The sequence below is a fragment of the Xanthomonas sp. WHRI 10207 genome, assembly GCF_040202975.1.
GTDB lineage: Bacteria > Pseudomonadota > Gammaproteobacteria > Xanthomonadales > Xanthomonadaceae > Xanthomonas.
Genome location: NZ_JBEGDX010000001.1, coordinates 704501 through 718262, shown reverse-complemented (window position 1 = coordinate 718262; position 13762 = coordinate 704501). Strand labels below are relative to the sequence as shown.

At 64.6% G+C, this 13762-nt stretch carries 15 protein-coding genes; 1 reads left to right on the top strand and 14 read right to left on the bottom strand.

What is annotated here, in order from left to right; genetic code table 11:
• Positions 1-29: 29 nt before the first annotated feature.
• The 9 genes from cspE to rlmD all read right to left on the bottom strand — a co-directional run bounded on the left by cspE (position 30) and on the right by rlmD (position 8850).
• Positions 30-236, bottom strand: coding sequence for a transcription antiterminator/RNA stability regulator CspE (gene cspE, locus ABQU90_RS03180; protein ID WP_003488188.1), 207 nt, complete (start codon positions 234-236; stop codon positions 30-32).
• 87 nt (positions 237-323) lie between these two features.
• Positions 324-1076 carry an S-methyl-5'-thioinosine phosphorylase gene (locus tag ABQU90_RS03175; protein WP_323521933.1) on the bottom strand — a complete coding sequence of 251 codons (753 nt, stop codon included), beginning with the start codon at positions 1074-1076 and terminating at the stop codon, positions 324-326.
• Positions 1077-1305: 229 nt separating this feature from the next.
• Complete coding sequence (locus ABQU90_RS03170; protein ID WP_055845328.1) at positions 1306-1860, bottom strand: hypoxanthine-guanine phosphoribosyltransferase; 555 nt, start codon at positions 1858-1860, stop codon at positions 1306-1308.
• A complete protein-coding gene (gene nagZ / locus ABQU90_RS03165) occupies positions 1860-2861 on the bottom strand; it encodes a beta-N-acetylhexosaminidase (protein WP_323521932.1) in 1002 nt (333 codons plus the stop codon). Before nagZ ends, ABQU90_RS03170 begins: the two co-directional genes overlap by 1 nt.
• Before the next feature lie 374 nt (positions 2862-3235).
• Positions 3236-4807 carry a cryptochrome/photolyase family protein gene (locus ABQU90_RS03160; protein WP_323521930.1) on the bottom strand — a complete coding sequence of 524 codons (1572 nt, stop codon included), beginning with the start codon at positions 4805-4807 and terminating at the stop codon, positions 3236-3238.
• A 169-nt stretch (positions 4808-4976) separates the two neighbouring features.
• Positions 4977-5984: an NAD(P)/FAD-dependent oxidoreductase gene (locus ABQU90_RS03155; RefSeq protein WP_323521928.1), complete on the bottom strand. Its 1008-nt coding sequence runs from the start codon at positions 5982-5984 to the stop codon at positions 4977-4979.
• Between the two features lie 42 nt (positions 5985-6026).
• Positions 6027-6710 carry a DsbA family oxidoreductase gene (locus tag ABQU90_RS03150; protein ID WP_115512200.1) on the bottom strand — a complete coding sequence of 228 codons (684 nt, stop codon included), beginning with the start codon at positions 6708-6710 and terminating at the stop codon, positions 6027-6029.
• A gap of 128 nt (positions 6711-6838) precedes the next feature.
• On the bottom strand, positions 6839-7363 hold the full coding sequence (locus ABQU90_RS03145; RefSeq protein WP_323521926.1) for a CYTH domain-containing protein: 525 nt from the start codon (positions 7361-7363) through the stop codon (positions 6839-6841).
• A gap of 152 nt (positions 7364-7515) precedes the next feature.
• On the bottom strand, positions 7516-8850 hold the full coding sequence (rlmD, locus tag ABQU90_RS03140; protein ID WP_323521924.1) for a 23S rRNA (uracil(1939)-C(5))-methyltransferase RlmD: 1335 nt from the start codon (positions 8848-8850) through the stop codon (positions 7516-7518).
• Positions 8851-9009: 159 nt separating this feature from the next.
• Between rlmD and ABQU90_RS03135 the strand changes: the two genes are divergently transcribed.
• The gene (locus ABQU90_RS03135; RefSeq protein ID WP_115512204.1) at positions 9010-9732 is read left to right on the top strand and encodes a response regulator; all 723 of its coding nucleotides are present in this window, start codon (positions 9010-9012) and stop codon (positions 9730-9732) included.
• Between the two features lie 118 nt (positions 9733-9850).
• Here the strand turns inward: ABQU90_RS03135 and recO are convergent, their stop codons facing one another.
• From recO to lepB, 5 genes are all read right to left on the bottom strand, one after another.
• Positions 9851-10573 carry a DNA repair protein RecO gene (gene recO, locus ABQU90_RS03130; protein WP_323514188.1) on the bottom strand — a complete coding sequence of 241 codons (723 nt, stop codon included), beginning with the start codon at positions 10571-10573 and terminating at the stop codon, positions 9851-9853.
• Between the two features lie 322 nt (positions 10574-10895).
• On the bottom strand, positions 10896-11792 hold the full coding sequence (gene era / locus ABQU90_RS03125) for a GTPase Era (protein ID WP_055845351.1): 897 nt from the start codon (positions 11790-11792) through the stop codon (positions 10896-10898).
• On the bottom strand, positions 11789-12469 hold the full coding sequence (gene rnc / locus ABQU90_RS03120) for a ribonuclease III (RefSeq protein ID WP_323521922.1): 681 nt from the start codon (positions 12467-12469) through the stop codon (positions 11789-11791). The genes era and rnc overlap by 4 nt, the downstream gene beginning before the upstream one ends.
• Complete coding sequence (locus ABQU90_RS03115; protein ID WP_323521920.1) at positions 12459-12866, bottom strand: DUF4845 domain-containing protein; 408 nt, start codon at positions 12864-12866, stop codon at positions 12459-12461. The genes rnc and ABQU90_RS03115 overlap by 11 nt, the downstream gene beginning before the upstream one ends.
• On the bottom strand, positions 12867-13667 hold the full coding sequence (gene lepB / locus ABQU90_RS03110) for a signal peptidase I (protein WP_055845359.1): 801 nt from the start codon (positions 13665-13667) through the stop codon (positions 12867-12869).
• Between the last annotated feature and the right edge of the window lie 95 nt (positions 13668-13762).

Below are 13762 nucleotides of genomic sequence, written 5' to 3'. Positions count from 1 at the left end.
GGGTTCTTCAACCGCACAGTCGAGTCAGATTACTCGACCGGCGTGATGTTCGAAGCCTGGGCACCCTTGGGACCCTGGGTCACGTCATAACTGACGCGCTGGCCTTCCTGCAGGCTGCGGAAGCCCTTGGAATTGATCGCGGAGAAGTGCGCGAAGACATCGGCGCTGCCGTCCTCCGGTGAGATGAAGCCAAATCCCTTGGCGTCGTTGAACCACTTGACGGTACCGTTCGGCATGGTGATGCGAGACCTTTGCAATAATTAATGGGTGGTGTACGGCGGTGCGTACGCGCCGAGTATGCAAAGCTTATTCCCCAATGACAATCACCCGCGTGCAAGTTCGCCAATCAGTTCGGGCAACCCGGACGAGGCGGCATCCACGTTGGCCAAGACCTCGGCCATGGTGATTTCCTGCGCGTCGCCGCAACCGGCCGCCCAGTTCGCCACGATCGCCAGACACGCATATTCCAGGCCTTTTTCGCGCGCAAGCCCGGCTTCGGGCATGCCGGTCATACCGACCAGATCGCAGCCATCGCGACGCATGCGGGCGATCTCTGCAATCGTTTCCAGACGCGGCCCTTGCGTCGCGCCGTAGCACCCGCCGGCCACCATCGTGACGCCGGTCACCTTGGCCGCAGCGATGACCTTGCTGCGAAACATCGGCGAATACGGATGACCGAAATCCACGTGCTGCACCTCGCTGCCCGGCTCTTCGCAGAAGGTGGACACGCGCCCCCAGGTGTAATCGATCAGCTGATCGGGGCATGCCAGCACGCGCGGGCCGAACTGGTCGGTAATGCCGCCGACCGTGTTGAGCGCAAGCACGCGCGAAACGCCAATTTGCTGCAACGCAGCGATATTTGCGCGGTAATTGACCTTGTGCGGCGGCAGCGAATGGCCTTCGCCATGCCGGGCCAGGAACGCCACCCGATGGCCGAGCAGCATGCCGACGCGGATCGGCCCCGACGGCGCGCCGTAGGGCGTGTCCAGTTCGTGGGCCTGCACGTCATCGAGCTGCGCGAGCTTGTAGACACCAGTGCCGCCGATAACGGCCAATGCGATGGAATTGGAAGACACAACCGACCTCTGCAACGTAACGGACGTGGAAGCGCGCAAGCGCGCACGATTGCCCGCGCAGTGGCGGGCCAGTGATTCAAGAACGACCAGTAAAGCGTAGCGAGCGATCGTCCGGCGGCGATGGGCGCCAAGGCAACACCGGGTGACACATACCGTGCACACCGATTGCGCGCAGCGGCCGCGTCCGCCTGGCGGCTACGCCGCCGCGTTGCAGATCACCGCGCGTGCCTTACTGCTTCATCGCATAGATGGCGGGAATACCGCGCAGCTGTTCGTTGACGTCCATGCCGAAGCCGAACACATAGCGGTCGGCCACTTCGACGCCCACGTAATCGGCGGTGACGCCCGGCACGCAGCGGTCGTGACGCTTGACAGTCAACACTGCCACGCGCACGTCGGTGGCGCCCTGCTCCAGGCACCACTGGCGCACGCCCTGCAGCGTGTAGCCCTCATCCAGAATGTCGTCGACCAGGATCACCCGGCGGCCGAACAGCGCGGTTGCCGGGCGGTGCTTCCAGACCAGCTCGCCGCCGACGGTTTCGCCACGGTAACGGGTGGCATGCAGGTAATCGAACTGCAGGTCCTGCCCACGTGCGCCCAGTTCCAGCGCCAACTGGCCGGAGAACGGCAGCGCGCCGTGCATGATGGTGAGATACACCGGCACTTCGCCGGCATAGTCGCGCGCGATGGCATCGGCAATGGTGCCGACGGCGGCATCGATGGCCGGGCGGTCGACCAGCAGATCGGCTTGGGCCAGGGCCTGGGAAATGGTGAGCGTGGACATCAGGCAATTGATCCGAAAGGGGCGGAAGGAGTGTTGAAAGAGGCATCGGTGCCGGCAAGCAGGCCGTCCCAGCCGAGCGCGCCGCGACCGATCAAGCCGATCAGCGCTGCGGTATTGAGGTTGCGGCCTTGCACGGCCTGCAGCGATTCGTCGACCAGTTCCGGATGGCAGACCAGCACCACGTCGCAGCCGGCATCCAGGTGCGCATGCACCCGGCCCGCCACGCCGCCGGCGCTGAACGAAGCGGCCATGCCGATGTCGTCGGAAAACACCACGCCGCGGAAGCCCATCTGGCCGCGCAGGATCTGCTCGATCCAGCGCTGCGAATAACCAGCCGGTTCCGGCGCGACCTGCGGGTAGACCACGTGCGCCATCATCACTGCGTCGGCACCGGCCTCGATGCCGGCCACGAATGGCAGCAGATCGTCGGCCTGCAATTGCTCCAGCGAACGCGGGTCGCTGGCGTGATCCACATGGGTGTCTTCGAGCACCGTGCCGTGGCCGGGGAAATGCTTGAGCGTGGCGGCCATGCCGGCGCCGTGCAGCGCCTGCACATAGGCGCGGGTGAAGGTGGCCACGATCTGCGGGTCGTCGCTGAAGGCGCGATCGCCGATGGCGCGGTTGCCGCGGCCCAGGTCCACCACCGGCGCAAAGCTCAGGTCCACGCCGCTGGCGCGCACTTCAGTGGCCATCAGCTGCGCGTGCGCACGGGCCGCGGCAAGCGCGCCTTGCGGATCCTGCAAATACTGCGTACCGAAGCTTTGCAACGGCGCCAGCGCGCTGAAGCCGTCGCGAAACCGCTGCACGCGGCCGCCTTCCTGATCCACGCACAGCAACACCGGGCGCGGCGCGGTAGCGCGGATGGATGCCGACAGCTCGGCCACCTGGGTGCGCGAGGCGAAGTTGCGCTTGAACAGCACCACGCCGGCAACGGCATCGTGCTGCAGCCAGTCGCGTTCCTGTGCGCTGAGTTCGGTACCGGCAACGCCGATCAGAAGCATGTTGGGGGACTCCCGGGCCAGGCGCCACGAGGGCGCAGCGCGGCATTGTCGCAGATGCGCGTTGCAGCGTCAGATCGCGCATTCAGGCGGGGGCTGACGTCCACTGACCGAAGCGCCTTGCGGCCAGGCGTTGCGGCGCCCGCGCACCGATACCGCCAGCCAAGTAATCGCCTTTAGCTCGCGCCCCTGGCGCTGGCAGTGCCGGTGCCGTCATTCGCACCGCGAACGCAACAGCCTGCTTCCCCGGGCAGACACGACAGCTGTGCTGCCCAGCTCGCCAGCGGCGTATGGCACGCGGCGGTCCGCAGTGGGACGCATGCGGCAGGTTTACGACCGCGCTGGCCGTCCAGCAGACGACTTCGGTCTTCGCCGCCTCAAAGACGGTCCAGATTCGCCCGCCAGTGTGCGGCCTGGATCTGGATGCCTTCCAGCACCTCGGGTGCCATGCCATCGAGCTGCCGATACGGCATCGCCAGGCGTTCGTTCGTGCCCAGCAGCGGGCGCTGCCGCGCAAGGAAATCCCAGTACAGCGCGTTGTACGGGCAGGCCCGCGCACCGGTGCGCGCCTTGCGCTGATAGCGGCAGCCGCTGCAGTAATCGCTCATGCGATCGATATAGGCCGCACCACTGATATACGGCTTGCTACCGAGCAGGCCACCGTCGGCAAACTGACTCATGCCCACCGTGTTGGGCAACTCCACCCACTCGAACGCATCGATGTAGACACCCAGATACCAGCGATGCAGCGCCTGCGGGTCCAGCCCCGCCAGCAGCGCAAAATTGCCGATCACCATCAGCCGCTGGATATGGTGCGCATGCGCATTGGCCAGCGAATTGCCGACGGCATCGGCCAGGCACCGCATGCCGATCTGCCCGTCCCAGAACCACTGCGGCAGTGGCGCATGCTGATCCAGCTGATTGGACTGCGCATAGCCGGGCATCTGCGACCAGTACACGCCGCGCACGTATTCGCGCCAGCCCAGGATCTGCCGGATAAAACCTTCCACCGAGGCCAGCGGTGCGTGTCCTTGCCGCCATGCCGTTTCGGCACGCGCAATCACTTCGGCCGGGTGCAGCATCTTGACGTTGAGCGCGAACGACAGCAGCGAATGGAATAGCCGCGGGCTGCGCGTGCTCATCGCATCTTCGTAGCGGCCGAACTCCGGCAGCGCAGTGGCGATGAAGGCATCCAGATGCTGCAAGGCTTCATCGCGGTCCAGCGGCCATGGCAGCGCCTGCGCATTCGGTACACCGAAACTGCGCACGCCGGCAGCTTCGATGCGTTGCCACAACGCGCCATGGTCGTGCGCGGCACGCCACTCCTGCGGCGCTGGCGGATCGCCGGGCCACGGCGCGCGATTGTCGTGATCGAAATTCCAACGCCCACCTTCCGGTTGGCTGGAGGCATCGAGCAGGATGCGATGGCGCGTGCGCATCCGTCGATAAAAGACCTCCATGCGCCACTGACTTCCGGGGCGGAAACACGCTGCCACCTCATCGCGTTCGGTCAAGAAATGCTCGCTATCGACCATGTGCGTGGCAAATGCGCAGCCAGCGCTCCAGTGGCGCAGCGCCTCATCCAGCCGCCATTCGTCCGGCGCCTGATACTGCAGATGCTCGGCGCGGTAATGCGCCATCAAGGCTTCAAGATTGGCCGGAATGGACTGCCGATTACTGGGGGCATCGATCGCGACATAGCGCACGCGGTGCCCGTGCTGCCGCAAGCGCGCGGCAAACGCGCGCATTGCCGCAAAGATCGCCAGGATCTTCTGCGCGTGATGCAGCACGTAATCGGTTTCCTCGCGCACCTCCATCAGCACGTAGACCACGCCGGTGTCGTGCGTCGCAAACCAGCTGTGCTGCGGGTTGAGCTGATCGCCCAGGATCAGGCGGAGCGTGTGCGCAGGCGTTTGCGAAGCGCTGGTGGTCGTATCGGAGTCACGCATTGGTGCTGAGCTCACGCATGCAGACAGGGCGCGTTTGCATCAGTCGGGGGCTCGGGCAGGCATTCGGCAGCGCTGTGCACGACATCTGTGCATCTGCGCTGTCTGCAACGCAAAAACCGCTCTGCCATTGCGCGACATTGAGGCTCAACACCACGGACGCGCCACCGGCTTATGCATCCGCATGGTGCGTGACACTGTCGGCACACACCCGCTGCGCCAAGGCGGTTCCGCTTTGCCACGCGCCCTCGACCTTGCCGCCCGCCAGCCAATCGCCGCACAGGCCAAGGCCATGCGGCGCATCCCAAACACAGCCGATCTGCAACGGCGGATCGGTGCTGGCCACCTCCCACCGATAGGCGTCGCAGGCCTGCGGCGGCGGCAGGCCGAGCGCCGCCAATTCCGGCAGCAGCATGGCGATGACGTCCTCGGGCGTGGCATCGAAATGCAGCTGGCTCCAGTCGGCGGTGGCATGCAGCAGCCAGGTCTCGGCGCCGTGCCGTGCCGGTTTGCTGGCGTCGCGCGCCACCCAGCGCACTGGTCCTGCATTGACGAACAACGCGTCATAGCCAGGATCGATGCACGCATCGAACCGTAACACCACCGCCCAGGCGGGTTGCATGTTTGCATCGCGTGCGATGGTCGCAAGCGCAGGCGCGTTCTCTGCCAACAGCGCGGCCGCATCCGGCGCAGTAAGCGCGAGCAACACCGTATCGACCACATGCAGCGCGGGCACGCCGTGCACGCCCAACGCCCAGCCCTGGCCACTGCGTTGCAAGCTGCGGACAGACGCCTGCAGCCGAACATCCAGCCCTGCCGCCAGCGCACGCGCGGGAGCGGCCATCTCCGGTATGCCGACAAAACGCGTCAGCGCGGTGTGCGAAGCGCGCAGTGCACGTCCATCCCAGCTTGCGATGCGCGCAGGCCAACGCGCCGCGACGCCGGCGGCGACCCAGCTGTTCACCACTGCGGCAAAATCCGGATCGCGTGCGGTGAAATACTGCGCGCCCACATCGCACTGCCAGCCGGCGCCCATGCGAGCACGCATGCGTCCACCCATCGCATCGCCCTGCTCGTACACGGTCACTACCGCGCCGGCCGCCTGCAGCGTTTTGGCACACGCGAGCCCTGCCAGGCCGGCGCCGATCACCGCAACCGTTCGCGGGCGGTGTGGCTGCATCGCCCGGTCAGTCGCCGGCACGGGCATGACGCAGGCGATCTGTCACACCGCACATCCATCGGGTCCGCACGCATCGGCGCCGCCAATCGGCACCGATTCGGCGGCCAACTGCAGCAGCGCCTGCGCAAACGTCTCCGGCGGCTGCGCGCCCTGGATCAGGCTACGCCCGTCGATCACGAAGCTGGGCACTGCACGGATGCCCAGCGCGCTGGCCTGTGCCAACTGTGCCTGTACCTCCACAATGCCTTCGTCGGAGTCGAGCATCGCCTGCACGCGCGAGGCTGCAAGCCCGCCGGCCTCACCCGCACGCAGCAGCGTGTCGGTGGCAGCCACGTTCTGGCCTTGCGCAAAATGCGCATGGAACAAGGCTTCCATCACCGCACCGACATCGCCCTCGTGTGTGGCCAGCCAGAGCAAGCGATGTGCTCGCAACGTGCTGACCTGTACCTGGCCACGCCCGAAGTCGAATGGCAGGCCTTCCGCGCGTGCGGTGTCCTGGGTCTGCGCAAGCATCTGATCCACGCGCGCCGCACCGCCGAACTTGCGCGCCAACGCATCGCGCAATGGCACCGGCTCGGCACCGGCATCCGGGTCGAGCTCGAACGCGTGGTAATGGATGTCCAATGCCGGCAGCTGCGCCCCTAGCGCAGCGACCGCCTGTTCAAAACGGCGCTTGCCGATCCAGCACCAGGGGCAGACCACGTCGGACCAGATGTCGATGCGCATGAGCGGGGATTCGTCGGTGGGGATCTTAGGATTCGCAAAGCATAAGCCCAATACCGAGACAGGGATTGGAGAATCGTGATTGGTGATGCGCAAGGCATCGCCCAGGGCCGACGCATGCGCCTTGGCTTCTACGAATCCCGAATGCCCAATCCCGACTCCCGGCTCTCCACCCACTGCGAGAACGGATGGGAGGCCAGTGCCAGGTTGTAATAGCGCACGTCGTCGGTGACTTCCGCACCGATCCATTGCGGCTTGGCGAACGCCTCGTCAGCACTGCCAAGCTCGATCTCGGCCACCACCAACCCTGCGTTGTCGCCCAGGAATTCATCTACTTCCCACACATGCCCCTGGTACTCGACCAGATGCCGGCGCTTGTCGATCAAGCCGCCCACGCACAACGCCAGCAACGCGCGTGCATCGGCAAGGGGGACCGGGTACTCGAATTCCTGGCGGGTATGCCCGACCTCGCGCGACTTCAGATTGAGAAACGCACTCTCGCCCTGGATGCGCACGCGCACCGACGCGTTCTGCGCGCCACTGCGCAACGACGCCTGATCGTTGATGTATCCCTGCGCCATCGGGATCACCGCATGCGCAGCGCTACGCCAGACGTCGCCGGTGACAAGAAACTTGCGTTCGATTTCTGTAGGCATGGGATTAGGGAGTCGAGAGTGGGGATTCGTAAAAGCAACAGCAAAGCTACATTCTGGGCTTACAGGATACGAGGGTGACAGCGGCCAACTGACGGACACCGGATGCGCTCTAACGAATCCCAAATGCCCAATCCCCAATCACCGCATCTCAATCACCGCCGTTCAAACACCGCAATGCTTTCCACATGCGCGGTGTGCGGGAACATATCCATCGCACCGGCCGACACCAGCGTAAAGCGCTGCTCGTTGACCAGGTAGCCGGCGTCGCGCGCCAGCGAACCCGGGTGGCAGCTGACATACACGATGCGCTCGAATTTCTTCAGCGGCAGTTGCTGCAGCACTTCCAATGCGCCCGAACGCGGCGGATCCAGCAGCAGCTTGTCGAAGCCCTGACGCATCCAGGGCGTATTGCGCTGATCCTGGGTCAGATCGGCCGCATAAAACTGCGCATTGTCCAGGCCATTGCGTTGCGCGTTTTCCTTGGCGCGCGCCACTAATCCGGCATCGCCTTCCACGCCGACCACCTCGCGCACCGTTCTTGCCAGCGGCAGGGTGAAATTGCCCAACCCGCAGAACAGATCCAGCACGCGGTCATCGGGTTTGGCATCGAGCAGCGTCAGCGCGTGCGCAATCATCTTCTGGTTGAGCGAGGCATTGACCTGGATGAAGTCCAGCGGCCGGAACGCCAGCTCGACGTCCCATTGGGGCAGGCGGAACGACAGCGGCACGTCCTGCGGCCACAACGGATGCACGCTGTCCACGCCGCCGGGCTGCAAGAAGATCGCAAACCCGTGGGTCTGCGCAAATTCCACCCAGGCTTGCCGATCGCGCTCGCTGAGCGGCTGCATGTGGCGGATGGTCAACGCCACCGCATCGTCGCCAGCGATGAACTCGATCTGCGGGATGTCGCGCTTGCCATCCATGTTTTCGATCAGAGCCGCCAGCAGCGGGATCTTTTCGCCGATCTCCGGGAGCACCGTGTAGCAGACCGACAGGTCGGCCACGAAGCGCGGGTCGAGTTCGCGAAAACCGACCAGGGTTTTGTCCTTCTTCTCCACCCGCCGCACCGAGAAGCGGCCTTTACGCCGGTAGCCCCAGGTGTCGCCGACCAGCGCCGGCAGCACCGTCTGCGGGCTGACGTGGCCGATGCGCTCTAGGTTGTCCATCAGCACGCGCTGCTTGGCCACGATCTGCTGCGACTCCTCCAGATGCTGCAACACGCACCCGGCGCACACGCCGAAATGCGGGCAGCGCGGGGTGACCCGCTGCGGCGAGGCCTCCAGCACGTCCACCGTCTTGGCTTCATCGAAATGGCGGCTGCGCGCGGTGGGCTCGGCACGCACCAGTTCACCGGGCAAGGCGCCACTGATGAAGGTGACCTTGCCGCCCTCACCGTCGCGGCGCGCCACTCCGCGGCCGTCATGGCTCAGGTCGGTGATGGCGGTCTGGAAGGGGGTACGGTCGAAACGGTTTCGGGTTCTGGCCACGTGGCGACAAGCTGCGGGCAAAAAGGGTGCGTATTGTCGCAGATGCGATCGACCGAGGCCGCCTTGCATGGCGTGGTAATTGTCGTGCCCCGCAAACACAGGCAAACTTCGCATGCGCGCGGCAGCTCAGGACGCGGCACCGCTGACAAGGAGGCAGCAATGAATATGGCGACACGTCAGGAACCCCATCCACGACTCTTGTTGGTGGAAGATGACCCGATCAGCCGCGGCTTTCTGCAGGCTGCCCTGGAAAGCCTTCCGGCCCAGGTGGATTGCGCAGATTCGTTGTCGTCGGCGCTGGACCGCGCGCGCGAACGTCGCCACGACCTTTGGCTGATCGACGTCAATCTCCCCGATGGCACCGGCAGCGGCCTGCTGCGCGCGTTGCGTCTGCTGCATCCGGACGTGCCTGCGCTGGCGCATACCGCCGATGGCGACATGGCGATGCAGCGTGGTCTGCAGTCCGATGGCTTTCTGGAAATGCTGGTCAAGCCGCTGACCACCGAACGCCTGCTGCAGGCGGTGCGTCGCGGTCTGGCGCGTGGCCGCTACAGCGTGGCGCCGGTCGGTGTGGTCGACATCGCCGCCAGCGATTGGGACGAGGCGGCAGCGCTGAGCGCGCTCAACGGTCAGCAGCACCACCTCAACGCACTGCGCGAACTGTTCCTGGCAGAGCTGCCGGGCACACGCGACGCGGTCACCTCGGCACTGAACATCAGCGATGAGCAGGCGCTGCGCAATCATCTGCATCGCTTGCAGGCCAGTTGCGGTTTCGTCGGCGCCGCCCGGCTGGCCGGCGCGGTCCGCCTGCTGCGTGGCGACCCGCAATCGCACACCGCACAGACCCAGTTTCATGCGGCGGTGGCGGCGTTATTGCACTGAACTGAGGTTGTATTCGTCAGCGCCACCCCCGGGTCAGGCGCTGACTGAATGTCGGCAGGATCGGATACGCGATTCGTCAAATGACACGCGACACTGCGCTTGGGCCGTGTCGTGCAGATCAACGCCGCCGCGCCAGATCCTCCAGCATTTCCCAGGATTTCAGGCCGCGTCCGTTCAGATGATGCAACAGCACGCTACGCATGCTGCGGCGCAAGCCGGGCATATCATCGGTAGCAGGCATTGTGTCCTCCCCCAGCGCCAGCAACGCCGCACCGGTGACAGTCTCACGCCGATCCTGCGCCAGACGTTCGCTCAGTACCCGCATGGCACCTTCCTGCGGATCGAGTCGATAACGCGCCGCCGGGTCGATCGGCTGCCCGTCGCTGTCGTGCTGCAGATCGAAGGCAAACCCCAGCCCCTCCAGCACATCGCGCTCGAACTGGCGCAACCCCCACGCCAGCGACAACTCCGAGGCCAGATGCGCACGTGCCTGCGCGTAGCACGCATAAAGCTCGGGCACCGCATCATTGCGTGGAGCCAGACGCAGCAACAGCTCGCTGATATAGAAGCCGGCGAGCATGCGTTCGCCGACCAATCGCGGCGCTGTATCCAGCGCTTCGGCCTGGCGCAGTTGCGCAAGTTCTCCGCGCTGCACAGCCGTGAACTGAATCAGTTGCAGCGGCTGCAGCGCCGCCCGCAGCGCTTGCTTGCGCGGGCCTTGTACGCCACGCGCCAGCAACCCCACCCGCCCGTGCTGCTCGGTGAGAACTTCCACCAGCAAGCTGGTCTCACGCCAGGCGCGCACATGCAGGACAAAGCCGTGTTCGTGCTCGATCAGCATGGAAGCAGTTGCCGGGACTGGGGACCCGGGACCCGGGACACGTAGACAGCAGGGGCAGCGCCTCCGGAATGGCGACGGCGCGCAGCAGCGCTGCCCGAGCTGCATGCGCGGTCCACAGACACGCGCACCATTTGCACAACACTTATCCCGGCATTGTTCCGCAAAGCTGAAAGCTCCGCCGCGGATGGAGCGAGCGCCGCTCGCTCAACACGGGGCGCAGCATGCCGAGACATCGCCCTGCGCCATGTCCGTAGCATTGCCGGCGCACTGGCGGACAGCGTCCGCTTTCCGGGTCCCGGGTCCCGGGTCCCCGGCCCCGCTTTCATTCGTAACCGAACGCCTTCAACGCCGCTTCGTCATCCGACCAGCCTTCGCGCACGCGTACCCAGGTTTCCAGGAACACTTTTGCACCGAACAGCCGCTCCATCTGCAGGCGCGCCTTGCCGCCGATTTCCTTCAGACGGGTGCCGCCCTTGCCGATCACGATCGCCTTCTGGCCTTCGCGCTCGACCCAGATCACCGCACCGATCCGCAGCAGCGCGCCGTCTTCGGCAAAGCGCTCGATTTCCACGGTGGTGGCATACGGCAGCTCTTCGCCCAATTGACGCATCAGCTGCTCGCGCACCAGCTCGCCGGCCAGAAAGCGCTGGCTGCGGTCGGTGATTTCGTCTTCGCCATACATCGCCTCGGCTTCGGGCACCAGCTTGAGCAGATCGCTCACCAATGCTTCCAGCCCCTTGCGCTTGAGCGCGGACACCGGGTGCACGGCGGCAAACGTACGGCCCTCGCTGACCTGCGCCAGAAACGGGAACAACGCAGTCTTGTCCTTGAGCCGGTCGACCTTGTTGACGACCAGCACCACCGGCACCCCCGCATCGCTGAGCACGCGAAACGCCAGGGTGTCTTCTTCGTCCCAACGGCCGGCCTCGATCACCAGCACCGCGGCGTCCACGCCTTCGAGCGAACCGCGCGCGGCGCGATTCATCACCCGGTTCATCGCGCGCTTTTGCTCGCGGTGCAGCCCGGGCGTGTCGACCAGCGCCAGCTGCCCTTCCGGGAAGGTAGCGATGCCCAGCAGCCGATGCCGCGTGGTCTGCGGGCGATTGGACACGATGCTGACCTTGGCGCCTACCAGGGCATTGGTCAGAGTGGATTTGCCGACATTCGGCCGGCCGATGATGGCAACGCTGCCGCTACGATGGGGAGTGGTTTCGCTCACGTGTTTACATCCAGTTGTGCGATGACGGTAGCCGCCGCCTGTTGCTCGGCAAGACGGCGCGACGTGCCCTGACCCTCGGCGCGGGCGATGGGCTGCTCCAGAATGCAGGCGACGTGGAACTGCTTGGCATGTTCGTCGCCGCTCTCGCTGATCAGAGCGTAATTGGGCAGCGGCAGCTGCCGTGCCTGCAGCCATTCCTGCAGCCGCGTCTTGGGATCTTTTTCGGCCTTGCCGACCGGTAACGCCGCAAGCGATGACTCGAACCACGGAAGCACCGCCGCGCGACAGCGTTCGAATCCGCAGTCCAGATAGATGGCCGCAACGATCGCCTCGACCGCATCGGCCAGGATCGAATCGCGCCGATGGCCACCGGACTTGAGTTCGCCCGGGCCCAGCGTCAACCGCTCGCCCAGATTGAGCGTGCGTCCAATCACCGCCAGTGCGCCTTCGCGCACCAGCTCGGCGCGCGCGCGCGTCAGTGCGCCTTCGTCGGCCTTGGGCCAGCGCTGATACAACGCCTCGGCGATCAGCAGATTGACGATGCCGTCGCCGAGAAACTCCAGCCGCTCGTTATGCGGCGTCCCGGCGCTGCGATGCCGCAGCGCCTGGGCGAGCAGACCCGGATCGGCGAATGCATGACCGATCGGATCACCACGTTGAAAGGTTCTATTCGACACCGCGTTTCGTCATGTCCTGCGAGGTATCGAACTTGCCGACAATATCCAGATTGCCGATCAGCTCGCGACGCACTTCGTAGTTGACCTTCATCCGCCAGCCGCCTTCAACACGCTCGAACTTGACGTCTTCTTTTTTGACGTTCTCCGAGTAATTGATGTACAGCCGACGAAAGAACAGATCCTGCAGCTTTGACGGATCCATGTTGGCACTGCCGGGCTCATTGGCCAGGCCCTTCATTGCGGTGCGGACGGAGTAATACTCCTGATACATCGGAAACAGCTTCATCCCGATGTACAGGCCAAATCCGACCACCGCCAGCACCACCACGAACGACGTCAACGTCATACCGCTTTGCTTGCGCTTCATTGTGCTTTCCCCGGCACGCCGTGCGTGCATTTACTGGATTCCAGTCCCGATCCGCGACGGATCGAAACTCCCCTTACAGAACCACCCTTCGCAATTGAGCCAGATCAGAAACGCCTTGCCGCGCAAATTGGCTTCCGGCAAAAAATGCGTCTGGGTCCAGAACCGACTGTCTTCACTATTGTCGCGATTGTCCCCCATCACGAAATAGCTGTCTGCCGGCACCGTCCAGTCGCCCTGGCCGGCCGGCATGTTGCGATCCACCCACTCCAGCACGGTATGCGTACGGCCCGGCAGGTCCTCGACCAGCAAGGTGGTGCCGGTCATCTCGGCGCCCTTGCCCTTGCCGATGTACTCGCCCTTGACCGTATAGCGCATCGGCTTGTCGTTGATATACAGCGTGTCGCCGTGGAAGCCGATCTTGTCGCCCGGCAGGCCGACCACGCGCTTGATCCAGTTCTGATCCGGCGCATGCGGCGGCTTGAACACCACCACGTCGCCGCGCTTGGGCTCGCTGGTCGGAATGAATTTGGTATTGGTGATCGGCAGACGGAAACCGTAGGCGAACTTGTTGACCAGGATGAAATCGCCAATCAGCAGGTTGGGCATCATCGAACTGGATGGAATCTTGTACGGCTCGGCCACAAAGCTGCGCAGGATCAGTACCACCGCCAGCACCGGAAAAAACGCGCGCGAGTAATCGATGATCGCCGGCTCGCTGTCCAGCAGCCCGGCACGCGCGGCACGGCGCTTGGCCAGGAACAGCTTGTCCAGCAGCCAGATAAAGCCGGTACCCAGCGTCAGCACAACCAGGATGATTTCAAACCATTTCATTGATGTTCCTTTCGGAAAGGGAATCGAGAATCGAGAACGGGGAATTGGAACAGCGGGAGCACGTGCGCCCTTACGATTCCCGATTCCCGATTTAC